Below are 24930 nucleotides of genomic sequence, written 5' to 3' on the forward strand. Positions count from 1 at the left end.
GCTCAGAGTCCCGTCTTGTGCGCGCGGGCGGTGAAGAAGATGCCCGAGGGGCTCTCGGCTTCGATCTCGCGCAGTTTCTCGAAGGTTTCGGTGTCGTAGACCATGACCCGGCCCGCGTCGCGCACCGACAGCCACACCTCGTGGCCGCGCGGGGTGAACTCCATATGCAGCACGCCGGGGCCGGGTTTGAACTGGTGGATGACCTGCTTGGTCAGCGTATCGATCACCTGAATGGTGTCGTTGCGGGGGTGCGCGAAATTCACCCAGACCTGACGGCCATCGGGTCGCGCCATGGCAAAGACCGGCTGGCCATGGGTCTGCGTGCGCCCGGTCTCCTCCAGGCTGCGGGCATCGACCCAGAGCACTTCGTGCTGGCCCATGGCGGGCAGCACGAATTCGGTGCCCGCCAGCGCCCAGCCCTCAAGGTGCGGCATCTTGTAGACCGGCAGCCCCGCGCGCCCCTCGGCATAGCCGGGCAGGATGGCGCGCGGTTCGGGGCGCGCCTGCCACAGGTCGAGCGCGGTCAGGTGATCCGCCCCGAAGAGCCCCGCGATATAGGTCCGCCCGTCGCCGGTGACCAGCGCGTCATAGGGGTTCGCCCCCATGCCGGTGATCCGGGTGATCTGCGGCGGGACATCGGAGAGATCGGCGATCCAGGTCTCGCCCGCGTCCCACAGGGAAAACACGAAGCGCGTGCCGGGGATATCCACCAGCCCGATGGTCTTGCCGCCGGTGGGAATATCCGCCACCGGATCGAGCGTTTCGGCGTCGAACACCCGCACGCCGCCCGGCTCGTAATTCGAGACCGCCACATAGCGCCCGTCGTCGGAAATCGCCCCGCCGATGGAATTGCCCGCCTGCATGACGCGGCCGACGATGCGCTGCTCCAGAATGTCCACCTTGGTCAGCCCGCCGTCGCGGCCGAATACATAGGCAAAGCGCTGATCGGGAGAGTAGACGAGGCTGGCATGGCTCAGATCGCCCAGCCCCCCGATCCGCCCGATCCGGGCGCGCTCGGACTGATCGACGACCAGCAGCGACCCGCTCGCGCGTTCCACCACCAGCCCCAGATCGCCGGTGGCCTGCGCCTCTGCGCCGGTGGCCAGCGCGCCGCACAGCACCAGCGCCGCCGCGGTCAGCAGGTGTCGCAAGTGAGTATTTTTGCCAAAAAGAAACGGGGTCCGTGTTTCATCTTGCCTCAAATATCCCGGGGGAGTCGCCCGCAGGGCGGCGGGGGCAGCGCCCCCGAATGGGTGTCGGGTCAGGCTCATCTCTGGTCTCCGGTCAGCAGGTAGTCGGCAATCCACGCCGCCTCCGCCTCGGTCAGAAGCGGCCGCCAGGGGGGCATGGGCGTGCCCGGCACGCCGTCGAGGATCACCGATGTCAGCCCCTTGGCCTGGTAATGCGTGAGCGCCTGCGGACGGATATCCGGCCCCAGCCCGCCCCTGAGCGTCAGCCCGTGGCACGATCCGCAATCCTGCCGGACCAGCCGCGTCAGCGCCTGTGCGTCGGGCTCGGCCAGCGCCGGGACGGCGGCCAGCGCCAGTATCAGCGCCGCCTTACTCACCGGCCATCACCTGCGGCAGGTCGAGCGGCAGCGGCGCGCTCTGGTAGAGCGAGACAACGTGGCCCAGAACGAACAGGACCGGCGCGGGCATCGGGCGTTCGGCCATGTCGGTTCCGATCCGGTCGAGCCGCGAGATGTGGCGCGCCTCGCGCGGGGTGGTGACATGCGCCACCGCCAGCACCGGCAGGCTGCCGGGCAGGCCCGCGCGCATCAGGTTGAGGGCGATCTCGGCGATATTGGCGGCGCCCATGTAGATCACCAGGGTGGTGTCCTCTGAGGCGAGGCTCTGCCAGTCGAGATCAAGACGCGCGTCGCGCGCGCGGTGGCCGGTGACGTAGCGCACGCCGGTGGCCAACCCGCGATGGGTGAGCGGCACGCCGGTGCTTGCGGCCATGCCCTGGGCGGCGGTGATGCCGGGGGCGTAGTCCACCGCGATGCCGCGCGCCGCAAGATAGCCCGCCTCTTCCGAGCCGCGCCCGAAGATCAGGGGATCGCCGCCCTTGAGCCGCGCCACCGTCAGCCCGTCGCAGGCCAGTTCGTGCAGGATTTCGTTGATCCGGTCCTGCGGCACGGTGTGGCATTTCGGGGCCTTGCCCACCGGCACCATCCGGGCACCAGCAGGGGCAAGCGCCAGGATCTCGGGGCTGACCAACCGGTCAAAGACAACCGCGTCGGCGGATTTCAGCATCTCCACCGCGCGAAGGGTCATCAGATCGACCGCGCCGGGGCCTGCGCCGATCAGACATACCTTGCCTGTCCCCGTCCTCGTCCCCGTCCCCGTTCCTGTCATTGTCCTGGCTCCTCGGCTGGGCTCTTGAGGTTTCTTGGAAAGGTGCCGGGGGCCGCCCTCACGGGGCCCCCGGCGCACGCGGCCCGTGTCAGTAGACGTCGGCGCGCGTGTTGTAGACGTTGAACTTGCCCGTCGGCGTGATCAGGCGCGGGTCCTTGATCACCTTTTTGAGTTCCAGCGTCTTGTCGTCGATCACCACGAGGGCCGATTCCTTGTCCGCCGCGTTCCACAGCGAGAACCAGATCTCGTTGCCGGCCTTGTTGAACTCACCCTGCACGACGCGCGGCTGGCCATCGGTGATCCCGGCCCATTCCACCAGCGGCAGGACGGTATATTCCGGCTCTTCCTGCGCCAGATCGGCCACCTTGAACACGACGACCGAGCCCGAGACCTCGGCATCTGGGTTGAGCGGCGCATCGACGTAGAGGTTCTCCGACTCGGGGTGCGTCTTGACGAAGAGCGAGCCGCCGCCCATGGCCCAGACCTGCTGCACCATCTTCCAGGCGTGCTCGGGATGGCCCTCGGGGTCCGTTCCGATCATTGCCAGCGTCGGATCGCCCAGATGCGAGGTGACCCAGACCGGACCGTAGGTGGGGTGGTCGATATTGGCCCCGCGCCCCGGGTGCGGCGTCTGACCCTGAGTGTCGATCACCGCCTCGACATCGCCCTCCTTGGTGTCGAGCACCACCACCGCGTTGCGCGCGTTGGCCGCCGTCAGGAAGTAGCGCTTGGTGCTGTCGAGCCCGCCATCGTGCAGGAAGCGTTCGGCCTCCACCTCGGTGATCTTCAGGCTTTCGATGTTGGAGTAATCCACCAGGTGGATCTTGCCGGTCTCCTTGATGTTGACGATGAATTCGGGATTGTAATGCGAGCTGAGGATCGCCGCGACCCGGGGTTCGGGGTGGTAGGTCTGCTCGTCATAGATCATGCCGCGGGTCGACTTGATCTTGAGCGGCTCCAGCGTGTCGCCATCCATGATCACGTATTGCGGCGGCCAGTAGGACCCGGCGATCGCGTATTTGTCTTCCCAGCCTTTCATCTTGGAGGTTTCGACCGACCGCGCCTCGGTGCCGACCTTGATCTCGGCCACCGTCGCAGGCTGTTCCATCCACAGGTCGATCATGTTGAGCTTGGCGTCGCGGCCGATCACCAGAAGGTAGCGGCCCGAGGCCGAGATGCGGCTGATATGCACCGCGTAGCCGGTGTCGATCACCGCCTTGATCTCGTAGCTGGCGCCGTCGATCAGGGCGATCTGCCCGGCGTCGCGCAGGGTGACCGAGAAGAGGTTGTCGATGTCGATATCGTTCATCTTCTCGGTGGGCCGGTCCCCGGGGGCGACATGCACGGTCCAGCTCGCCTTCATCTCGGGCATGCCGAATTCCGGCGGCGCGGCGGGATCGAGCAGGATGTAGCGCGCCATCATGTCGACCTCTTCTTCCGAAAGGTCGCCCGATGTGCCCCAATTGGGCATGCCCGCGGGCGAGCCGTAGGTGATGAAGTCGCGCAGATACTCATACCCGTTCTCGCGGGTGATGTCGGGGGTCAGCGCCTTGCCGGTCGCGCCCTTGCGCAGCACCCCGTGACAGCCGGCGCAACGCTCGAAATAGATTGTGTTGGCCTTCTGGTATTCGGAGGGGGTCATCACCGGGTCGCCGGGCTTGCGGCCCGGGATCTCGACCTGAAGCTGGCCGAGCGTGGTCATGCTGGGCTGATAGGCTGCCGAGGCGTCATCGCCGTGATCGGCCGGTTTGTCCTGTGCGCTTGCGCCTGAGACAGCCAGCCCGAGGGCGATGGCCGCGCCTGACAGCAGCGTGGCGCGCCATGTGGCTTTCCTGGGTATCATTTGGGGTTCTCCAATTCCGCTGGTGAGGCAGGAGGGAGTCTGCGGCAGATGCGCCGGGGGCACCTTGACCAAAGTCAACGCCTTGCGGGCCGGCCGGCGGCACAGTCCGGGCATGATGCGTGTTGTCCTTATCGTCCTGGTGCTTGCCGGTCTCTTGCCCCTGTCATCGGCGCAGGTGCAGGCGCAGGGCGTGAGCAGGCCCGGTCTGGAGGATCGCATCGACGTCGCCACGCCCACGCGCGCGCTGGCCGCCGATCTGTTCGGCCACAAAGGTCCGCTGGCCCTGCAACGGCAGGAGGACGCGGTGCCGGGATGGGCGGTCTCGGGGCCGTCGGGCGCGCTTGGTTTTATCGCCTCGACATGGGAGGTGACGCGCTCGGTCGGCTATTCGGGCCGTCCGCTGGATGTGCTCGTGGCGGTCGATACGGCTGGCCGCATCGCGGGCGCGCGGCTGATGCGTCATGCCGAGCCGATCCTGACGCTGGGCCTGTCGGACGCGGATATCGCCCGCTTCGTCGGCGGCTTTGCCGGGGTCGATCTGACCGCCCCGGAGGGTGCGGGGCAGGGGCCGGACATGCCCGATATCATCTCGCGCGCCACGGTTTCGACCGGGGTGATCCGCGATTCGATCCTGCGCACGGCGCGCACGCTGGCGATTGCGCGCGGGGTGCTGCCGGGGGGCGGCATCGACCGGGTGAGCTATGCGCCGCGCAACTGGTCCGCGCTGATGGCCGAGGGCGCGATCATCAACCGCACCGTCACGATGACCGAGGCAAGCAAGGCATTGGCTGGTGCCAGGGTGCCGGTGCCGGAGGGCGACGCGCCGTTCATCGACCTGTACGCGGCGCTGATCGACCCGCCCACCATCGGGCGCAACATCCTTGGCCAGCAGCAATACACCCGCGCCGTCGGCGCGCTGGGTCCGGGCGAGACGGCGCTTTTCGTGGCGTCGCGCGGGCTATACTCGCATCGCGGCACGGCGTGGCGGCGCGATGGCGTGTTCGACCGGCTGGCGGTGGTGCAGGGGGAGGCGCGCATCGCGCTGGTCAAATCCGGCTATGCCCGGGTGGATGATCTGGCCATCGACGGCGCGCCCGGGTTCAGGGAGCGCAGCATTTTCCACCTGCCCGGCGAGGGGTTCGACCCGGCGCAACCCTTCACGGTGGAGCTGACCGCCAGCCGCGCCACCGAGACGGACGAGGTCAGCTTTGTCACCGATCTGGGCTATGCCCTGCCCGCCGCCTATATCACCGAGCCGCCCGCCGAACCCGCGCCGCTCTGGCAATCGCGCTGGCAGGAGAAGCGGCTTCAGGTCGCCTCGGTCATGGTGATGATGGGCGCGCTGACGCTGATCCTGCTGGTGCAGGAATGGATCGTGCGGCGCAAGCGGCTGTGGCTGGGGCTGCGGCTGGGGTATCTGACGCTGACGCTCGTGTGGCTGGGCTGGATGCTGAACGGGCAGTTGTCGGTGGTGCAGGTGGTGGCCTTTGTGCAATCGCTGCTCTCGGGGTTCCGGTGGGAGACGTTCCTGATCGAGCCGGTGATCTTCACGCTCTGGTCCGGTGTGGCGCTGGGTCTGCTGTTCTGGGGGCGCGGCGTGTTCTGCGGCTGGCTGTGCCCGTTCGGGGCGTTGCAGGAACTTAGCAACCTTGCCGCCCGCCGTCTCGGCGTGCCGCAGGTCGCGGTGCCGCACGCGCTGCACGAGCGGCTCTGGATCATCAAGTACACGCTTTTCGTCGCCATCCTCGCGCTCAGCTTCTACTCGATGGATCTGGCGCTGCGGCTGGCCGAGGCGGAGCCGTTCAAGACCGCCATTTCCATGCGCATGATGCGCGCCTGGCCGTTTGTCGCCTTTGTGCTGGCGCTGCTGCTGGCGGGGCTTTTCATCGAGCGCTTTTACTGCCGTTACCTGTGCCCCCTGGGCGCGGCGCTGGCGATTCCGGCCAAGCTGAAAATCTTCGACTGGCTGCACCGCCGCCCGCAATGCGGCCGCGAATGCCGCCTGTGCGAAACCAAGTGCACCGTCGGGGCGATCGACCCGCTGGGCCGCATCAACCCCAACGAATGCGTGCTGTGCCTGCGCTGTCAGGTGGTGATGACCGATCCCGCCACCTGTCCGGTGCTCAAACGCCGCCAACGCAAACCGGCATGACAGACCATGTCGTCGGGACCCAATCCTGCGGGTGCGGATCAGCAGCAGGATACGCGCCTGCGCGGCCGGTCCACGGCGCGGTCGTGACGACGGGGGCGGTCCTGCGCGCCCGCCCTGGCCGGGATGGACGGCCAGTCGTGTGCGTCACGCTTGCGCCGGCGGGTCGAGCGACCGGACAACCTCCTTGATGACGGTCGTGATGTCGTCAACATATGAGGGCGCGTTGGCCGACTGGATCACGCAGAACGGCACGGCGGATATCGCCGGGCTGGTTTCGAGACATATCATGCGACCGGCGGCAATGTCGGCGGCGTAGTAGTCCAGAGGCAGAAACGATACGCCCAGCCCCGACCGCACCAGCCCGGCGCTGATTTCCATCGAGTTCGATTGCGTGACGGTTCCCGGCGTGACGCCGTTGCGGCGGAACCAGTCGAGTTGCAGCTCGGCAACCACCGAGTTGGGCCCGAGCATGATCAGGGGCAGCCCGGCAATATCGGCGGGCGAAAACGGATTGCCGCCCCTGTCGAATCCGGGGCTGGCCATGAAGCGAAAATCCACCTCCCCGAGGGATGTGTATTCGAAGCCGGGGGTTTCGGCCCCGAAGACAGGCAGGATGCAAAGTTGAAGCTCGCCGGATTTCAGGCGGCTGTGGGAGGTGCCGCGGAGCCCCACCTCCAGCTCGACCTTGGAGCCGGGATAAAGCGCGTTCAGCCGCGATACCAGGCCGGGCAGCCAGGTGAGGGCGACGAGCTCGGCCGCCGCGATCCGGATCGTGCCGCCGATCTTTGCCGGGTCGCCGACCTGCGATCTGATGTCCGACACGAGCTTGTGCATCCGCTCGGCATAGACCATCAGATCGAGGCCCTTGCCGGTGATGTGGATCTGACGCTGGGAGCGGTCGACAAGCTGGACGCCCAGCTCGCGCTCCAGGTCGGAGACCCGCATAGATATGGTCGACTGCGTCGCGTTCAGCCGTTGCGCCGTCCGGGTGAAGGATTGCAGGCGGGCGAGCCAGAGGAAGGTTTCGAGCTGTTGGAGATTCATCGGATTATTTGAACTTACATTTCATTTTTTATCGTTTGAACTGAAGTAAGAATACTCTCTAGGCTGGATGTCAACATTTCTTCTTCCAAGGGTCTTGCAACAGGCATGCCGAACCACCAGCCCCAGCCCCCGGTTCTCGCGGCGACGACGATGGATTACCAGTTGACGCTGGACAAATGCCTGTCGCATGCGGATGTCGTGCACGGCGAACAGGAAATCCTGTCCTGCCGTCCTGACGGCAGGATCGACCGCTACCGGTTTCGCGATCTGGCGTGCCGCGCCCGCCGCCTCGCGATGGCGCTGATCGACGCCGGTCTGAAGCCCGGCGACCGCGTTGCGACGCTGATGCGGAACAACAGCGCGCATCTGGAAGCCTATTTCGGTGTGCCGATGGCGGGGGGGATCCTGCATACCGTGAATGTGCGCTTTCGCGCGGAAGAGATCGCCTATGTGCTCAAGGATGCCGGAAGCCGGTTTCTGATTGTCGATGACGATCTGCTGCCGCTCTGGTCGGAGGCGGCGGCTGCGGACGGTGACGGGGCTGCGGTCGAGCAGGTGTTCGTGCACGCCTATGCGGCGGATGACGCCGGGCACGCCGCGGGGCGATCCTACGAGGCGCTCCTCGCGGGGGCCGGAGAGGTGCCGCTGCCCGATCTGCAGGACGAGCGCGCCGGGGCCACGCTGTGCTACACGGGCGGGACCACGGGGCGGCCCAAGGGGGTTGTCTATTCGCATCGGGCGCTGGTGCTGCATGCGCTGGCCGAGATGTCCTCGGCGGGGTTCGGCTATGGCATGAACGATGTGATCCTGCCCGCGGTGCCGATGTTCCATGTCAATGCCTGGGGCATTCCCTATTCGGCGCTGATGGCCGGGGCGCGGCTGGTCCTGCCCGGGCCGGATGTCGGCGGCGCGGCGTTGCTGCGGCTGGTGGAGGCGGAGGGGGTCACGTTCATGGCGGGGGTGCCGACCGTCTGGGCGAATTTCCTCGAATGCCTCGAGGCGCGGGGCCGCGCCCGGCCGTTGGACACCTTGCGCATCCTGACCGGGGGAGCCGCCCCGCACAAGGCGCTGATCGACGGGCTGGCCCGGCATGGAATAGAGATGTTCCAGGGCTGGGGCATGACGGAAACCTCGGGCGTGGTGGCGGTCTGTCATCTCAAGCCGGGGACGGACGGCCCGCCGGAGCGCCGCGCCGAGGTGCTGACACGACAGGGGCTGCCGCTGCCGATTGCCCAGGTGCGTCTGGTCGAGAGCGGAACACCCGCAGCCGGGGCGCCGCACCGCCCCGTGGGCGGGATCGAGGTGCGGGGAGCCAGCGTCACGGGGTCGTATCTCCACGGTGTGAAGCCCGAGAAATGGACCGGCGATGGCTGGCTTCGGACCGGTGATATCGGCTCGCTCGACGCGTTGGGATATCTGACCGTGCTGGAGCGCGAGGAGGATCTGATCAAGTCCGGCGGGGAGTGGATCGCGCCGCGCGACGTAGAGGACGCGATCATGGAGGATGCCCGCGTCGCGACCTGTGCGATGGTCGCGCGGCCCGATATCCGGTGGGGCGAGCGGCCGGTTGCCTTTGTCGTGCTTGCCGGGGGCGCGTCCGTGGACTGGCTGGCGCTTGGCCGGGATCTGGAGCGCAGGTTTCCGCGTTACTGGCTGCCGGACGAATTCATCGAGGTCGCGTCCCTGCCATACACCTCGGTCGGCAAGGTCGACCGCAAGTTACTGAAGCAACGGCTGGGCGACGGTGCCGGCCCGGATCATCCGGGTGGCCCGCATGATGACATTATTGGAGGAGCAAGACATGGGTCTTGATGGAACCGGTGCCGGCGACGACCGCCTCATAGAGACGGCGCGGGCGTTCGCGAAGGCGAAGGTGGCCCCGTGCATCGACCGCTGGGAAAGCGACCGTGCGGTGCCCGAGGACCTCTTGCGCGAGGCGATCGGGCTGTTCGGAGGGCTTCTGGTCCCGCGTGAACTGGGCGGCCGCGAGGCCAATGTCAGGGTCACGACGGCGGTGCTTTCCGCGATCGCGCGGGCGGACCTGGCGTTTGCCTTCAGCCTCGTGGTGCATCTCAACCTGACGGGCGCGATCGCCCGTATCGGATCGGAACAGCAAAAGGCGACGTATCTCCGCCGGATGATACAGGGCGATCTGGTGGGGGCCTTCTGCCTGACCGAGCCCGAGGCGGGCACCGATGCCGTCGCCCTGCGCAGCCGCGCCGTGCAGCAGGACGACGGTACGTGGCGGCTGGACGGGGCCAAGGCCTGGACGACCAACGCCGTGGTGGCGGACCTGTTCTGTGTCTATGCCCATGTCGGGGATATCAGCGGCAGCCGGTCCATCGGCTCGTTTCTTGTCGAGCGTGGCGACGAGGGCATGACGGTGGAGCCCGCCTTTCAACTGATGGGCGGGCATGTCATGGGCACGTCGGGCCTGCGCCTGACGGATTGCGTGCTGCCGCCGGGGCGGGCCTTTGCGCCCGCGGGCGAGGGTTTTGCCGCGGCCATGCAGGGGATCGATCTGGCCCGGGCGGTGCTCAGCGGCATGTGCTGCGCGATTCTGGATGAAAGCCTGGCGACCGCGATCCGCTATGCGGGGGGGCGCCGGGCCTTTGGAAAGACCACGCTGGATTTCCAGGGGGTGCAGTTCCCGCTGGCCGATGTGCAGACGTCGCTGCGGGCGGCGCAACTGCTGACCGACGAGGCCATCGGCCTGCTCGATGCCGGCAAGGACGCCCGCGTCGAAGCGGCCCATGCCAAGAAGATGTCAACGCGCGCCGCCTTTGCCGGTATCGCCGCCTGCATGCAGGCCATGGGTGCGAACGGTTTCCGGCGCGAGTGCGATCTGCCGCGCCATCTGGCCTGCGCCAAGATGGCCGAATACCTGGACGGGACAACGGAGGTCCAGAACATCGTCATCGGCAGAGCGCTTGGCGGGATGCCGGGCGGAAACTGACGGAGTCAAAAGGGAGGAAGACCATGAGACAGAACATGAAAATACTGGTCCGCACGGGATTGCGGACGCTCGGGCTGACCGCTGCGGTCGGTCTGGGGGCCGTGTCGGCGGCGAATGCCCAGGACACGTTCAAGCTGGGGATGGTGAACTTTCTCTCCGGCCCGGCGGCGGATGCGTTCGGTGTGCCATCCATGAATGGCGGCGAACTGATGGTCGAGGCGCTGAATGCCGGAGAGGTGCCCGCACCCTATGACGGCATGAGCGGCTTTGGCGGCATGCCGATCGAGATCGTGAAGGTCGATGAGACGGGCGGCGCGCAGGTGCAGATCCAGAGGTTCCGCGATCTTGTCCAGCGCGAGGAGGTCGATGCCGTGGTCGGCTATGATGGCTCGGGCGACTGCCTGGCCATCGCCCCGATTGCCGACGAACTGAAGAAGATCGTCGTGTTCAGCGGGTGCGGCACGCCGCGCATCTTCGAGGAAAACGACTATGACTACGTGTTCCGCGCGGGTTCTCACAGCACGATGGACAATGTCGCGCTCGCGCATTACGTCAACCGTCAGTTGCCGGATGCGGAGACCGTCGCCGGGTTCAACCAGAACTATTCCTGGGGTCAGGACTCGTGGCGGGACTTTCGCCTGGCCCTGCAGGAGCTGAACCCCGATATCGAGATCGTGGGCGAGCTTTTCCCCGAGCCCGGCGCCGGCCAGTACGGCACGCAGGTCAACGTGCTCATGCGGCTGAACCCGGACGTGGTTCATTCCAGTCTCTGGGGCGGGGATCTTGAGGCGTTCCTGCTTCAGGCCGGGCCAAGGCAGTTGTTTTCGCGTACCAATGTCGTCTTCGCGATGGCCGAGCACGTTCTTCCGCGGCTCGGGGACAAGGTGCCCGAGGGGCTGATGACCGGCGGCAGGGGGGCGGTCGGCGCGCTGCGTCCCGACACGCCTCTGGCGAACTGGTTCTATGAAGCCTACGAGGAGAAATACGGCATTCCGGCGGTGCAGGGTCCGTTCCGCTTCGTGCAGACGATCCTTGGCCTCAAGACCGCGGTGGAGGCGGCGATGGAGGAGACCGGCGGCGACAAGCCAAGCTCCGAAGAGATCGCCGCGGCCTTCCGGTTCGCAACGTTCGAGACGCCTTCGGGCACGGTCGAAATGGCGATCGGCGATGGCCACCAGGCGATCCAGGGCAACGCCATCGGCATTTCGAAGTGGAATGCCGAAAAGGGCCGGGTCGAGCTCATCGATGTCGAGCATTTCGACGCGAAATGCATCAACCCGCCGCCTGGCATGACCTCGGAAGAGTGGATCATGTCCGGCTTCGAGGGCGCGGAGTGCGACGGCTGAGGCCTCGGCGCGACGACACCTGAAACGGCGTGCCCCGCTCTCCGACCGGGTGCGGGCACGCCCCTCCGCCAATCAAACAGTCAGGACGAAAGACAATGGACGTCGCGGTTTTCATATTCGCCGATGGCATAGTTTACGGTGCGTGGCTCTTTCTCGTCGCCGTCGGGCTGACACTGGTCTTCGGTGTCATGAAGATCCTCAACGTGGCGCACGGGGCCCTCTATGCCATCGGTGCCTATGCCGCGGCGACCGTGGTCAACAGCGAGGCGTTCGGACAGGTCGAGGGGTTTGCCGTTCTCCTGCTGATGCTGGCGGGCGCGATCATCGCCGCCGTGTTGCTTGGCCCGCTGCTGGAGCGTTTTCTGCTGCGGCTCTTCTATGAGCGCGACGAGGTGGTGCTGCTTCTGGTGACCTTCGGTCTGTCGCTTATCCTGGAGGACGTCATCAAGATGATCTGGGGCGTCTATTCCTATTATGTGCCCGGGCCCTATGCGCTGTTCGGCAACATCGAGGCCGGACCGCTGTTCTATGTGGGGTACGATTTCTTCATCGTCGGCCTCGCCGTGTTCGTCGGTCTGGTGACCTATCTGGTGCTGGACCGCACCAATGTCGGGAAGGTGGTGCAGAGCGTCATACACGACGATGAGATCAGCCGCGCCATGGGCATCAATGTCGGGCGGGTGTATCTGGGCGCGTTCACCTTCGGGGTGTTTCTCGCGACGCTGGCCGGGGCGTTCACCGCGCCGATGATTGCGATCACGCCGTCGATCGGTGTCAATGCCATCATTCTCAGCTTCGCGGTGGTGGTGATCGGCGGGCTCGGCTCAATCGGGGGGGCGGCAATCGGTGCCTGCATCGTCGGCCTGGCGCGGGCGGCGGCGATCAACCTCTGGCCCGAGGCCGAACTGTTCGTCATCTACGCGGTGATGAGCCTTGTGCTCCTGGTGCGGCCGGAAGGCCTGTTCGGGCAAATCCAGCAAAGGAAAATCTGACATGGTCATGTCGCAAAACACCATCCTGCGCGGCGCGGGCGGGGCGATCTGTGTGCTCGCCGGGGCCGGATATCTCGTGCCGGAATGGATCCTGTACACCGGCGCGCTGGTGCTGGCCAAAGGGCTGGTCGTGCTGGGTCTTTGCCTGCTGCTGCGGATGAACCTGGTGTCCTTTGGCCAGGGGCTCTATTACTGTGCGGGGGCATATATCTGCGGGTTGATCTCGCAGGCGGGGATCAGCGATGCGTTTCTTCTCGTCGTCCTGGCCGCGGCCGGGAGCGCCCTGACCGGCCTTTTCATCGGTCTCTTCCTGTCGGCTTACCGGGGGGTCTTCTTCGCCATGTTCAACCTGGCGCTCTCGATGATCCTCTATGGCGTTCTGCTGAAATCAGTCAGCCTGGGTGGCTCCGACGGGGTGGGGGTCGCCGCCCCGACCTATCTCGGCTTTGCGCCGGGCACCGGGATGCGGCTCTATGTGTTCTACGTGTTTGCCCTTGCGGTCGCGGCCGTGGCCTGTCTCTTTGCCTATGTCTACTCGAAATCCGAGATGGGGCTTGCCTCCGCGAGCGTGAAGGATTGCGAGATCCGGCTGGAGTATCTGGGCCTGTCGGTTCGCTATCTCGTGATCTGCAACTTCGTCATCGCCTCGACGCTTGCTGGCATCGGCGGGGCGCTGGTGGCGATGGTGTCGGGCCATATCATCCCCGAGCTGGCCTATTGGACAACATCGGGCGAGTTTGTCTTCATCACCGTGCTGAGCGGGCCGAACGGCATCCTGTCGGCCTTTGGCGCGACGGCGATATTCGAGACGATCCGCCTGGTCGCGGGGCAGTACATGCCGAATTCGTGGCAGTTCCTGCTGGGGTCTTTCCTGCTGTTGTCGATCCTGTTCATGCCCAACGGCATCAGCGCGATGGCCGGCCGCCTGACGTCGAAGCGGACCGCCGCGCCGGCAAAGGAGGTCCCCGATGTCTGAGGCATTGCAGGCGCGCGGGCTGAAGAAGGCGTTCAACGGGGTCAAGGCCGCCGATGACGTGTCGGTCACCATCAACAACGGCGAGATCGTCAGCCTGATCGGGGCCAACGGTGCGGGCAAGACAACGTTCGTGAACATGGTGACCGGCTATCTGAGGCCGGACAGCGGCACCATCACCGCACAGGGCCGCGAGATCACCAGGCTGAAACCGCGGCAGATCACGCGGCTCGGTGTCTGCCGGTCGTTCCAGATCCCGCAGGTGTTCAACGACCTGACCCTGGAGGAGAACCTTCTGGTGGCGGTCAATGTGGCGATCCGGGGGGCGGCGCGGCGGCACAGCCCGTTGCGTAGCGCCGGGAACCGCGATGCGCGCAGGATGGTCGAGGAAATCCTGGCGAGGTTCGGTCTGGGCGGGTTCCGCAACAATCGTGCGACCGAGGTGTCCGGCGGGACGCGCAAGTTGCTGGATGTCGGGATGGCCACGATCAGCCATCCGCGGGTGCTGCTCCTGGACGAGCCGACAAGCGGCGTCGCCTCGAACGAGAAGTTCGCCTTCATGGATGTGGTGATGAACGCGCTGGCGGATGATGATGTCGCGGTGCTGTTCATCGAGCACGACATGGATATCGTGCGCAGATACGCGGCACGGGTGATCGTGTTTCACGAGGGCCGCATCCTCGCCGACGGACCCACCGAGGCGGCGCTCGGTCAGGATGATGTCAAGCGGTATGTCACGGGAGGAAGCGCATGACCGACCATTCGCAGGCGGCCGCCCGGACGGCCGGGCCGTTGCTCGAACTCAGCGAAGTCAGTGTCGCCATCGACTCGACGCCGGTCCTGCGCGCCGTATCGCTGGCGCTGCGCAAGGGAGAGATGGTGTCGCTCGTCGGGCGCAACGGTGCCGGCAAGACCACGACCATGCGTGCGATCATGGGGCTTCTGCCGGTGCGGGCCGGGCGGATCAGCCTGGGTGACAGGGTGTTGTCGGATGAGCCGGCCCATCGCCGGGTCGATCTGGGCATCGGCTACATGCCCGAGGACCGGCGCCTCATCCCGCGCTACACGGTCGAGGAAAATATCCTGATGTCATCCTGGATGGGGGCCAACAGGCATAACCGGACAAGGCTGGGCGAAGTCTATGCCTTCATCCCCGAACTGGAGGGGTTCGCGCAGCGGCAGGCCCTGTCGCTGAGCGGCGGGCAGCAAAAGCTGGTCGCACTGGGGCGCGCGCTGCTGGCGGGGCGGGACGTGCTGTTGCTGGATGAGCCGTTCGAAGGCGTCGCCCCCGCCCTCGTGCAGCGGATCAGCGAGATCATGTCGCAGCTCAGTTCCCGCTCCGACCGCACGGTTCTGGTGTCGGATTCAAGCCTTTCCGAGGGCAACACGTTCTATGACCGGCATGTGTTCATCGAACGCGGACAGATATCGGGGGATCCGGTCTGATATGGCCCGGAGACGCCCTGTGATGCCGGAAACGCCGGCGCGCACCGGAAAGCTGCGGTGCGCGGAGCGGCATGGGCGGTCGCTGTCGGGGGCCTTTGCATGACAGCGTTCAGGCCCCGTGTCCCGCGCGAGGATCAGCAGGGCCATATCCCGGCGCATCGCCTTGGCCTGCCGCAGGCGGATCGGCGGCGAGACGGCGGTGACGGCGATGGAGTCGCGTGAACCGCGTACTTGAACCGGGTCGGGGAATGCGGCACACAGTTCGATATGCAATCCGGACCACAACGCCCTCCCGAGCCACGCCTGCGCATCCGTATCGTCTTTGGCGAGGACGAGATGATGGGGCCGGGCAAGGCGGATCTGCTGGACAGGATCGACCGGTGCGGCTCGATCGCTGCGGCGGGTCGGGACATGGGTATGAGCTACAAGCGTGCATGGGAGCTGATCGGTACGCTGAATGCGATGTTCCGGGCGCCCGTGGTCGAGAGCACGCGGGGCGGACCGGGCGGCGGCGGGGCGGTGCTGACCGATCTGGGGCACGAGGTGCTGGCTGAATACCGTGCATTCGAAGCGGAGGCCGCCGCGGGCGGCGCAGGGCGTCTCGCGGCGCTCACGGGGATGCTGAGGGATATTCCCGGCGAAAAATAACGCTTGACTGCAGCGGTGCGCCCTTGCGATGTGTTTCGGGAAACATATCAGCACGAGCGAGCCCCATCCATGTCCAGGCCCAAGCCTTTCAAGGTCGCTGCAATCGCTTTGATTTTCGCCGCGCCTGAAATCGTGCAAGCCGACGAAATCACCGTCTTCGCCGCCGCCAGCCTGACCAATGCCATGGCCGAAATCGAAGCCGGTTTCGAGGCGGAGACGGGTCACGATCTGATCGTGTCGCTTGCAGGGTCCTCCGCGCTCGCGCGGCAGATTCAGCAGGGCGCGCCGGCGGATATCTTCATCTCCGCCAATCCGGGCTGGATGGACACGCTGGAGGCGGATGGTTTGGTCGAGGACGGCACGCGGTTCGACCTTCTCAACAATTCCATCGTGCTGATCGCGGCGGGCACGGATGCCGCACCGGTCCGGATCGGGCCGGGTATGGATCTTGCGGGCGTTCTGGGCGAGGGGCGGCTCGCCATGGCGCTGGTCGATGCCGTGCCGGCGGGCATCTACGGCAAGGCGGCGCTGGAACACCTCGGGCTCTGGCGTGGCGTCGCGCCCCGGATCGCGCAAGCCGATAACGTGCGCGCCGCGCTTGCCTTCGTGGCCACCGGCGAGGCCCCCTATGGCATCGTCTACGCCACCGACGCCGTGGCCGAAGACAACGTGATGGTCGTCGGCACCTTTCCGGCGGCCACGCACCCACCCGTCGTCTATCCCGCCGCCGATCTTTCAAACCGCGATTTCCCGGCCGAGGCCGCGTTTCTCGACTACCTGCGCGGCGCAGGGGCGCGGGCGGCCTTTGAGCGTCAGGGCTTCGTTGTCGTTGCCGAGTAAGCGATGATGGAGTGGCTTGGCCCCGAAGAGTGGAAGGCGGTCGCGCTCTCTCTGCGGGTTTCCGTCTGGGCGACGGTGGCCAGCCTGCCGCCGGGAATTTTCATCGCCTATGCGCTGGCGCGCTGGTCCTTTCCGGGCAAGCAGGTGCTGAACGGCATCGTCCATCTGCCGCTGATCCTGCCGCCGGTCGTGACCGGCTATGTCCTGTTGCTGACCCTTGGCACACAGGGCCCGATTGGCAGCATCCTCGCCGAGTGGGGGATCGTGCTTGCCTTCCGCTGGACCGGGGCGGCGGTGGCGGCGGCGGTCATGGCCTTTCCGCTCATGGTCCGGGCGATCCGGCTGTCGGTCGAGGCGGTGGATCCAAAGCTCGAACAGGCCGGTGCCACGTTGGGCGCGTCGCCGCCTTGGGTCTTTGTGACCGTCACCTTGCCGATGGCTCTGCCCGGCATTGTCGCCGGGACCATCCTCGCCTTCGCCAAGGCGATGGGCGAGTTCGGCGCCACCATCACCTTCGTGTCGAACATCCCCGGACAGACGCGCACCGTCCCTTTGGCGATCTACGCGTTCCTGCAAGTGCCGGGGGGCGAAGGGTCTGCGATGACGCTTGTGGTCGTGTCGGTCGTCGTCGCCATGTCGGCGCTGCTCTTGTCCGAACTGATCGGTCGGCGCGTGGCGGCCCGGGTCGGGGGCGCGTGATGCTGGAGATATCGGTGCGCCATGCCTTCGCGGGCTTCACGCTGGATGCGGATTTCAAGGCGCCGCCCGGCTTGACGGTCCTGTTCGGTCGCTCGGGCTCGGGCAAGACGACCATCGTGAACACCGTTGCGGGGCTGCTGACGCCCGATGCGGGGCGGATCTCTGCGGGCGAGCTGACCCTGCTCGACACCGAAACAGGGGTCAGGCTCAAGCCCCATCACCGTCGGCTAGGCTATATCTTTCAGGAGGGACGCCTCTTTCCGCACCTGACCGTCCGGCAGAACCTGGCCTACGGTGCCTGGTTCGCCCCCAGGGATGCGCCGCGAGAGGAGATGTCCCGCGTTGTCGGGATGCTGGGCATCGGCGACCTGCTGGATCGCCGCCCCGGCGCGCTTTCCGGGGGGGAAAAACAACGTGTCGCCATCGGCCGCGCCCTGCTCTCCGCGCCGCGCCTGATCCTCGCCGACGAACCTCTGGCCGCTCTGGACGAGGAGCGAAAGGCGGAAATCCTGCCCTATTTCGAGCGTCTGCGCGACGAGGTCAACGTCCCGATCCTCTATGTCAGCCATTCCGCCTCCGAAGTCGCGCGTCTGGCGACCACGGTTGTCGCGTTGCGTGATGGCCGTGTCGCGGCCATGGGTCCGCCCGGTGAGGTGCTGGGCGACGTGGGTGCGATGGGTGCGCGGGGGGCCGCCTCGGTGCTGACGGCGCGTGTCACAAGGCACCATCCCGACGGGCTGAGCGAGCTTGCCGCCGTGGCCGGACCGCTCTGGCTGCCGCGGGTCGCGGCCCGCGAAGGAGCCACGATCCGGGTGCGCATCGCAGCGCAGGACGTGATCTTGTCGCGCGCGCGCCCCGAAGGGCTTTCGGCGCTGAATACCCTTGTGGGCACGGTGGCCGAGATCCGCCCCGGGCGGGGGCCGGGCACCATGGTCACGCTGGATCTCGGCGGCGACCGTCTGTCGGCCCGCATTACCCGACGGTCCGCCGACGCCATGGGCCTTGTCCCCGGCCAGACCTGCCATGCCATCATCAAGACCGTTGCCGTCGCCCCCGAGGACGTGGGGCGCGCCAGTCAGGGGACCGCTGAGTGACCGCAAAACCGGGATCACGTCACCCGTCGCGGTCTCGGCGGCGGAGATGGCGCGCGTGGTCTCATCTTTGCTGATGTCTGGCATGGTGCCCATCGCGGCACCGCGTGCGGGGAAGGGGCGCTACATGCCGACCCGTGCGATCCATTCACCGCCGATCAGGGCGGCCTCGCGAAGCAGGTCGGGATCGGAGGGTTTCATCGGTCAACCTTTCACTGCGGATATCACAGCGTCGGTGATCTCGTCGGTTCCGTGGCTGCCGGGACGCACGCCGATGCCCCGTCCGGTGGTCGCGGCAAGGGCCCTCTCCACCGTTTCCGCGGCGGTGCTCTCGCCCAGATGATGCAACATCATCGCACCCGACCAGATCGCCGCGACGGGATTGGCAATCCCCCGGCCCGCGATGTCCGGGGCCGAGCCGTGCACCGGCTCGAACATCGACGGGCCGGAGCGGTCCGGGCAGATATTGGCCGAGGCGGCAAAGCCCAGCCCGCCCTGAATGGCCGCGCCAAGGTCGGTCAGGATGTCGCCGAACAGGTTCGAGGCCACAACGACGTCGAGTGTGTCGGGCGCCATCACCATCCTGGCGGCCATGGCGTCGATATGCATGTGGCTGACCGTTACATCGGGATATTCGGGGGCGAGGATGCGGGTCATTTCGTCCCAGAAAACCATGGAGTATTTCTGCGCGTTCGACTTGGTGACAGAGGTCAGATGCCCGCGTCTTGCGCGGGCCTGCTCGAATCCGAAGCGCAGGATGCGCTCCACCCCCTTGCGGGTAAAGATCGAGGTTTCGACCGCCACCTCATTGTCACGCCCCTGATGGACGCGACCGCCCGCGCCGGCATACTCGCCCTCGGTGTTCTCGCGGATGCACAGGATGTCGAACGCGCCGGATTTCAGCGGCCCCTCCACCCCCGGCAAAAGACGGTGCGGGCGGATATTGGCATATTGGTCGAATGCCTTGCGAATCGGCAGCAGCAGCCCGTGCAAGGACACGGCATCGGGCACAGTATCCGGCCAACCGACCGCGCCCAGATAGATCGCATCGAACGCGCGCAGCGTCTCGATGCCATCCTCGGGCATCATCGCGCCGGTCTCTTGATAGTGCGCGCAGGACCATGGAAAGGTCGTGGTTTCCAGCGTGAAACCGGCAGTGGCGGCCACGGCGTGCAGCACCTTCATGGTTGCGTCCGTCACATCTGTTCCGATCCCGTCACCCGGGATCAGGGCGATCTTGTGCTTGGTCATGTTCATTCCCTCAAGGTAGCCGTTCAAAGCGTTGCCAGCACGGATTTCGTGCGGCGATTGGCGGTGTAGGCTTCGCGGCCCAGATCCTTGCCCAGACCGCTGGCTTTCCAGCCGCCGGTGGGCAGGATGTGATCGCGCGAGCGACCGTAGCGATTGATCCACACGGTGCCGGCCTCGATCCTTCGCGACAGGCGGAGCGCGCGGGCGAGATCACGGGTGAACAGACCGGCACAGAGACCGTATGTCGGGTGCGCGGCCATGGCAATCGCCTCGTCCTCGCTGTCAAAGGTCTGCAAGGTGGCGACGGGGCCGAATATCTCGTCGGTAACAGCGGGGTTGTCCATGGCCGCACCACCGAGGAGCGTCGGGCGGTAATAGCTGCCTTCGGTGTCAAAGCGCGTGCCGCCGCAGAGAATATCGGCCCCGTGGTCGCGGGCAGCGTGCACGATGCCGTCGATCCGCGTGAGCTGCGTCTCGGAAATGATCGGGCAGAAGCCGGGATGCTCGGCCCATGTCGGCGCGGGGACATGCCGGTTGAACCGTTCGGTCAGACGCTCTGCCAGATCACCGGCAATTTCGCGGGCCACGATCATGCGCGATCCGGCAACGCAAAATTGCCCGGCATTCGGCAGGATGCCGCGTTCCAGACAGTCCGCCACGAGGTCGAGATCGGCATCGGCGAAGACGACCATCGGGCTTTTGCCGCCAAGCTCCAGCGTCATCGGCTTGATCCCGCAGCGGGCGACATTCTCCATGATCGCGGCACCGGCGCGGGTCGATCCGGTAAAGGACACCTTGTCGATACCGGGATGGCCGGTGATCGCCGCGCCGGTTCCCGGACCGTCCCCCAGAACGACATTGATCAGCCCTGCCGGAAGGCCCGCGCGCACCGAGAGTTCGGCCATGAAAAGCGCGGACCACGGTGTCATCTCCGACGGCTTCAGAACGACCGCGTTGCCTGCGGCAAGAGCGGGGCCCAGCTTCCACCCGGCCATGGAAATAGGGAAGTTCCACGGCGTAATTGCCCCCACCACGCCATAGGGCTCGGAGGTGATCATGCCCAGATGCCCCTCTGCCGTCGGCGCAAGCGTATCGCATTCCTTGTCCGCGAATTCCGCAAAGAACCGGATTTGTTCGGCGGTGACCGGGATATCTCCCGCGATCACCTCGGCGACCGGGCGCGAGGAACAGACAGCCTCCAGGCGCGCCAGCGTTTCGGCCTCCTGCTCGATCAGATCGGCCCAGCGGTGCAGTGCACGCAGCCTGTCTCGCGGGGCCACGATTCCCCAGCCGGAGGTCCGCAAGGCGGTGCGAGCCGCCTCCACCGCGCGGTCAACCATCGCCGCATCGGCCCGCGGGATCGACCCCAGTGATGCACCGTTGGACGGCGCAGAGACGGCAATGTCCTCGGCTGCGGAAACATATTGACCGCCGATGTGATGACCAGGCGGCAGGGTCAACCCCAAAGGATCGAAGGCGAATGTCATGAGAACCTCGTGTCTGTCGCCCTTAGCCTTGCGCGGTTAGACTGACAGCATTTGCCGAAAGCACCCGGTTGGCAGCATTTTTCGCCGCAAGTCCCGGCTACGGGCGCAGAAGATGGTGCGGCTCAGTCCTGGCTATCGCTGCGTGTCACGAACGCGGCGAGCGGTACCGGGCGCACGGGTGGCTGCGCCCGCAGCCGGCCCATCTGTGCCGCGCGCACCCCCGTAGCCGCCGCCATCACCTCCACCCCGGCAAGCTGGCAATAGCGCCCCTGACAGCGCCCCATACCAACGCGGCTAAGCGATTTGGCGCGGTTCGCCTCAGGCCCGGAGAGAGGCAAGGTCGCGCGCAGTTCGCCGGCCGTGACGCCCTCGCAGCGGCACAGGATTGCATCGTTCGGCAGAGCACGGACCATGTCCGCAGGCCATGGGAAGGCATCGGCGACACCTTTGGCAAAGCGGCGCAAGCGACGCGCGCCCCGCAAGTCACGCACGTAGGCGCCCATGTCCATCTGGTATCCCAAATCGGCAAGGCAGGCGCGCGCCGCCAAGCGCCCGCTGATTTCCGCACCGTCGGCACCGAGCAGGGACATCCCGTCACCCGCGAGATACAGCCCGTCCGCGGCACGGCCCTCAGCGTCCGCTCGGGGAAGCCATTGTTCCCAGGTATCCGACCATTCGAACGAGGCCCCCGCGAGGTCGGCGAGAGCCGTCTCGGCCCGCAAATGCCAGCCGAGCGCCACCGTATCGCAAGCCGTGCGCCGCGCACGACCGCGGGCATCGCGCCAGTTGATTGCTTGGGGACCGGCCCCGTCACCCTCGATGGAGGCAAGCGTGACACCAGCCTTGTAGAGGGCACCGAGGCGCGCGCGCAGGCGCAGCCCGCGCAGCGTAAACAAGGGACGGGCCAGCACCATCCTCGCACCACCCCTGACCTGTGCGCGCCACGGTGCGGTATCCAGAACCGCCGCCACCCCGGCACCTGCGTCGATCAGTTGCGCGGCAACCAGCGTCAGTAGGGGGCCCGAACCTGCCAGAACGATGCGCCGGCCGAGTGCCACCCCTTGCGCCTTGAGCGCGATCTGTGTGGCGCCAAGACTGTAGACCCCCGCCATCTGCCACCCCGGCACGGGGGCGAGCCGGTCCGTTGCCCCGGTCGCGATGATCAACCTGTCATAAGGCAGCGACTTCACACCGGCAGGTCCCAGCACCTGCGCGGCCCCGTCATGCAGGCCCAGAACGCTGCATTCCGGGTGATACGCGATCTTGCGGTCCCGCACGAACCCGTCAAAGACGTCGTGCAATTGCCGGGCCTTGCCAGCCTCCGGACCATAGAGCGTGCCCGGCGACCGGGTGAACCCCGCGGGCGGGCGCCGATAAATCTGCCCCCCCGCCCGCGATCCTTCGTCAACGACGGTCGGGCACAGCCCGGCAGCAACGAGCGTCTCAGTAGCGCGGATACCCGCAGGACCCGCGCCCACGACAACAACGCGGGTCATGGCGCAGTTCCGGGCCAGTCGTCCGATGGGGCGGAACGCAGGCGCATCCCCGCGCGCAACGGGGTCGAGCAGGCCCGCAGGCGCGGACCGTCCGCCTGCCACAGCCAGCAATCCTGGCAGGCCCCCATCAGGCAAAACCCCGCCCGCCGCCCGGGTCCGAATTCCGCTGCGCGCAGATCGGGTAACGCAGCCAGTACAGCGGTCAGCACCGTGTCGCCGTCCAGCCCTGAATATGCCGTGCCATCGAAGCAGAAGGGCAGCGCCGCGCGCTCCGTCTCGGCCAGCCGCCTTATGCGGCCCGCACTTGGGGCGGAATCACTCATTCCGCGGCCTCGGCATGGGCGCGGACGTGCGGGATATCGGGGAACCGCTTGCGGGTGTCGGCGTAGGCGGCATTCACGCCCTCTGCGCCCCTGCGCGCCTCCATCCGGCGAAAAACCTCTGTCTTGACGAAAAACCGCCAATGCACAGGCAGGGCCATCAGGATATCGGTCAAACGGGCATAGGCCGCATCGGTCCATTGCGCCTCGAAAGCGTCGCGCTCGGGCCCGAAATGGAAATGCCCGTCATGCCCGCGCGCCTCGCCGCGCAACGCAGCGGTCGCGGTCTCATCGACCGCGCCGCCTTGCATGACGACGCCGTAGTCACGGCGCGCGGCCCCTTCCGAAACGTGACCGCGCGCCACGTCCTGCGCCACACGCCATGGCTCGCGGCGCATCGGATCGCCGCGTCCGCCCCCGCCTGCCGAACGGATGGACAGCACGTCACCCGGCTGCAAAATGGCCGTGTCGGCACTGCCCATGCGCCGCACCTCCGGTGTGCCGGGATTGATCACCATTTCCGCCAGCCCGGCTGCGCGCCCCCCCAGGACCCCCCAGGGGCGAAACCGCGAGCGGTCGCGGTTACGCGCAGTGATGCGCGTGTCAGGGGCGAAAACGCGAAAGGCCATTTCCGTTGCCAAGCCGCCGCGCCAGCGTCCTGCCCCACCTGTGTCGGGTGCGAGACCGTACTTGACGAACTCCACCGGCACCTCGGTTTCGGTGATCTCGATCGGCGTGTTCTTGAGATAGGCAGCATCCGCGCCCGAGCCGTTGGTGCCATCGCGGTGCGGCATCCCGCCACCGCCGCCGACCACCGGATTGACCGCCGCGATGACCTTTTGCCCGCTGCGCTCGTCGTGGGTCATGACGTTCACGATGCAGTTGTTTCCCGCTGGCGCGGCGGGCATCCGCTCGGGGATGGCCTGACTGAACGCGCCGAAAATCACCGATCGCAGCCGCGCGCAGGTCAACGACCGCATCCCCACCGCCGCCGGCGCAACCGGGTTGAGCACGGTGCCCTCGGGCGCAATGCAGGTAAAGGGCCGCGTCAGCCCGGTATTCAGCAAGAGCCGTGGATTGACCGTGTAGAGGACATAGTAAACCCCGACCAACAGCATGGTATGGCGCGGATCGCCCCCCGAAGGGACGTTGAGAGACGAGCCAAGCTGCGGGTCGGACCCGGTGAAATCCAGCTCGGCACTGTCGCCCCGGATACGCAGGGTCAGGTGCAGCCGGCAGGGATTTGCAAAATCGCTGTCCTCGTCGGCGTAATCGGCAAACACATAGTCGCCATCGGGAATGCCGCGCAGGATCTCGCGGGCCTGCGCCTCGGCCTGATCCTTGAGCGCCGCGACCCCGGAAAGAAAGCCGTGGCGGCCAAATCGTGCCAGCATCGCGTGGACCTTGCGTTCGCCGGTATTGAGCGCGCCGACCAGCGCCTTGATGTCGCCGATGTTCAGGCCGGGCTTGCGGACATTGGTTTCCATGATACGCAGGATCTGCGTATCAAAGACCCCCTCGTTGACCAGCTTCATCGGCGGAAACCGCACCCCTTCCTGATGAATTTCGGTCAGCGAGCGCGACAGGGACGCAGGCACCGCGCCGCCCATATCGGTATTGTGGATATGCCCACCGGTCCATGCCACGATCTCACCATCATGAAAGACCGGTTTCCACAGATGCGTATCCGGGGCATGCGTGGCGACATGGCCGGAATAGGGATCGTTGGTAAATGCCACGTCGCCGGGGCGATAATCCCCGACCATGTCGATGGCCCGCCGGTAGCTCAGGCCCGGATACCATGTGGCCCCCAGGTCCATCGGCACGGCAAAGGTGTCGCCGTGGCGGTCCATCAGCATCACCGTGAAATCCTGTGTCTCCTTGACGAAGGCGGAATGCGCCGTGCGATGCAGCGTGTGCGCCATGTTTTCGGCGGCGGCACGGGCATGGTTGGCCAGCACCTGAAGGGTCATCTTGTCAGACATGGGC

Annotated in this window: 23 protein-coding genes; 13 read left to right on the forward strand and 10 right to left on the reverse strand. The window is 66.5% G+C overall.

Annotated elements, in window-relative coordinates; genetic code table 11:
- Window positions 1–2 precede the first annotated feature (2 nt).
- The 4 genes from ACFFU4_RS15865 to ACFFU4_RS15880 form a co-directional block, all read right to left on the reverse strand.
- The gene (locus ACFFU4_RS15865; RefSeq protein WP_377070872.1) at window positions 3–1142 is read right to left on the reverse strand and encodes a cytochrome D1 domain-containing protein; all 1140 of its coding nucleotides are present in this window, start codon (window positions 1140–1142) and stop codon (window positions 3–5) included.
- Between the two features lie 125 nt (window positions 1143–1267).
- Window positions 1268–1567 (reverse strand): c-type cytochrome, encoded by a 300-nt coding sequence (locus ACFFU4_RS15870; RefSeq protein WP_377070803.1) that lies wholly within the window; start codon window positions 1565–1567, stop codon window positions 1268–1270.
- The gene (cobA, locus tag ACFFU4_RS15875) at window positions 1560–2357 is read right to left on the reverse strand and encodes a uroporphyrinogen-III C-methyltransferase (RefSeq protein WP_377070804.1); all 798 of its coding nucleotides are present in this window, start codon (window positions 2355–2357) and stop codon (window positions 1560–1562) included. Before cobA ends, ACFFU4_RS15870 begins: the two co-directional genes overlap by 8 nt.
- 88 nt (window positions 2358–2445) lie before the next feature.
- A complete protein-coding gene (locus tag ACFFU4_RS15880) occupies window positions 2446–4200 on the reverse strand; it encodes a cytochrome D1 domain-containing protein (protein WP_377070806.1) in 1755 nt (584 codons plus the stop codon).
- A gap of 115 nt (window positions 4201–4315) precedes the next feature.
- Between ACFFU4_RS15880 and ACFFU4_RS15885 the strand changes: the two genes are divergently transcribed.
- Window positions 4316–6352, forward strand: coding sequence for a 4Fe-4S binding protein (locus ACFFU4_RS15885; protein ID WP_377070807.1), 2037 nt, complete (start codon window positions 4316–4318; stop codon window positions 6350–6352).
- Between the two features lie 144 nt (window positions 6353–6496).
- Here the strand turns inward: ACFFU4_RS15885 and ACFFU4_RS15890 are convergent, their stop codons facing one another.
- Window positions 6497–7396: a LysR family transcriptional regulator gene (locus ACFFU4_RS15890; RefSeq protein ID WP_377070808.1), complete on the reverse strand. Its 900-nt coding sequence runs from the start codon at window positions 7394–7396 to the stop codon at window positions 6497–6499.
- Between the two features lie 105 nt (window positions 7397–7501).
- On the opposite strand from ACFFU4_RS15890, the gene ACFFU4_RS15895 reads away from it, so the two are divergent.
- From ACFFU4_RS15895 to modC, 12 genes are all read left to right on the forward strand, one after another.
- Window positions 7502–9208, forward strand: a complete 1707-nt coding sequence (locus ACFFU4_RS15895; protein WP_377070809.1) for an AMP-binding protein — start codon at window positions 7502–7504, stop codon at window positions 9206–9208.
- Complete coding sequence (locus tag ACFFU4_RS15900; protein WP_377070810.1) at window positions 9198–10352, forward strand: acyl-CoA dehydrogenase family protein; 1155 nt, start codon at window positions 9198–9200, stop codon at window positions 10350–10352. Before ACFFU4_RS15895 ends, ACFFU4_RS15900 begins: the two co-directional genes overlap by 11 nt.
- A 35-nt stretch (window positions 10353–10387) precedes the next feature.
- On the forward strand, window positions 10388–11698 hold the full coding sequence (locus ACFFU4_RS15905) for an ABC transporter substrate-binding protein (RefSeq protein ID WP_377070811.1): 1311 nt from the start codon (window positions 10388–10390) through the stop codon (window positions 11696–11698).
- A gap of 95 nt (window positions 11699–11793) precedes the next feature.
- Window positions 11794–12690 carry a branched-chain amino acid ABC transporter permease gene (locus tag ACFFU4_RS15910; protein WP_377070812.1) on the forward strand — a complete coding sequence of 299 codons (897 nt, stop codon included), beginning with the start codon at window positions 11794–11796 and terminating at the stop codon, window positions 12688–12690.
- Window positions 12691–12697: 7 nt separating this feature from the next.
- Window positions 12698–13666 (forward strand): branched-chain amino acid ABC transporter permease, encoded by a 969-nt coding sequence (locus ACFFU4_RS15915; RefSeq protein ID WP_377070813.1) that lies wholly within the window; start codon window positions 12698–12700, stop codon window positions 13664–13666.
- Window positions 13659–14417: an ABC transporter ATP-binding protein gene (locus ACFFU4_RS15920; protein WP_377070814.1), complete on the forward strand. Its 759-nt coding sequence runs from the start codon at window positions 13659–13661 to the stop codon at window positions 14415–14417. Before ACFFU4_RS15915 ends, ACFFU4_RS15920 begins: the two co-directional genes overlap by 8 nt.
- A complete protein-coding gene (locus tag ACFFU4_RS15925) occupies window positions 14414–15109 on the forward strand; it encodes an ATP-binding cassette domain-containing protein (RefSeq protein WP_377070815.1) in 696 nt (231 codons plus the stop codon). The genes ACFFU4_RS15920 and ACFFU4_RS15925 overlap by 4 nt, the downstream gene beginning before the upstream one ends.
- Window positions 15110–15208: 99 nt before the next feature.
- On the forward strand, window positions 15209–15331 hold the full coding sequence (locus tag ACFFU4_RS15930; protein WP_377070816.1) for a hypothetical protein: 123 nt from the start codon (window positions 15209–15211) through the stop codon (window positions 15329–15331).
- A 45-nt stretch (window positions 15332–15376) separates the two neighbouring features.
- Window positions 15377–15757: a winged helix-turn-helix domain-containing protein gene (locus ACFFU4_RS15935; protein WP_377070817.1), complete on the forward strand. Its 381-nt coding sequence runs from the start codon at window positions 15377–15379 to the stop codon at window positions 15755–15757.
- A 69-nt stretch (window positions 15758–15826) separates the two neighbouring features.
- Window positions 15827–16597 (forward strand): molybdate ABC transporter substrate-binding protein, encoded by a 771-nt coding sequence (gene modA, locus ACFFU4_RS15940; RefSeq protein WP_377070818.1) that lies wholly within the window; start codon window positions 15827–15829, stop codon window positions 16595–16597.
- A 6-nt stretch (window positions 16598–16603) separates the two neighbouring features.
- A complete protein-coding gene (gene modB / locus ACFFU4_RS15945; RefSeq protein ID WP_377070819.1) occupies window positions 16604–17296 on the forward strand; it encodes a molybdate ABC transporter permease subunit in 693 nt (230 codons plus the stop codon).
- Window positions 17296–18390 (forward strand): molybdenum ABC transporter ATP-binding protein, encoded by a 1095-nt coding sequence (gene modC / locus ACFFU4_RS15950; RefSeq protein WP_377070820.1) that lies wholly within the window; start codon window positions 17296–17298, stop codon window positions 18388–18390. Before modB ends, modC begins: the two co-directional genes overlap by 1 nt.
- A gap of 201 nt (window positions 18391–18591) precedes the next feature.
- On the opposite strand, the gene ACFFU4_RS15955 is transcribed toward modC, so the two are convergent.
- From ACFFU4_RS15955 to ACFFU4_RS15975, 5 genes are all read right to left on the reverse strand, one after another.
- A complete protein-coding gene (locus ACFFU4_RS15955) occupies window positions 18592–19638 on the reverse strand; it encodes a tartrate dehydrogenase (RefSeq protein ID WP_377070821.1) in 1047 nt (348 codons plus the stop codon).
- A 23-nt stretch (window positions 19639–19661) separates the two neighbouring features.
- Window positions 19662–21125: an aldehyde dehydrogenase family protein gene (locus tag ACFFU4_RS15960; protein ID WP_377070822.1), complete on the reverse strand. Its 1464-nt coding sequence runs from the start codon at window positions 21123–21125 to the stop codon at window positions 19662–19664.
- Between the two features lie 122 nt (window positions 21126–21247).
- Window positions 21248–22621, reverse strand: a complete 1374-nt coding sequence (locus ACFFU4_RS15965) for an FAD/NAD(P)-dependent oxidoreductase (RefSeq protein WP_377070823.1) — start codon at window positions 22619–22621, stop codon at window positions 21248–21250.
- A complete protein-coding gene (locus tag ACFFU4_RS15970; protein ID WP_377070824.1) occupies window positions 22618–22944 on the reverse strand; it encodes a (2Fe-2S)-binding protein in 327 nt (108 codons plus the stop codon). The genes ACFFU4_RS15965 and ACFFU4_RS15970 overlap by 4 nt, the downstream gene beginning before the upstream one ends.
- A complete protein-coding gene (locus tag ACFFU4_RS15975) occupies window positions 22941–24926 on the reverse strand; it encodes a hydantoinase B/oxoprolinase family protein (protein ID WP_377070825.1) in 1986 nt (661 codons plus the stop codon). The genes ACFFU4_RS15970 and ACFFU4_RS15975 overlap by 4 nt, the downstream gene beginning before the upstream one ends.
- Window positions 24927–24930: the final 4 nt, after the last annotated feature.

This window comes from Roseovarius ramblicola (genome assembly GCF_042430665.1).
Classification (GTDB): domain Bacteria; phylum Pseudomonadota; class Alphaproteobacteria; order Rhodobacterales; family Rhodobacteraceae; genus Roseovarius; species Roseovarius ramblicola.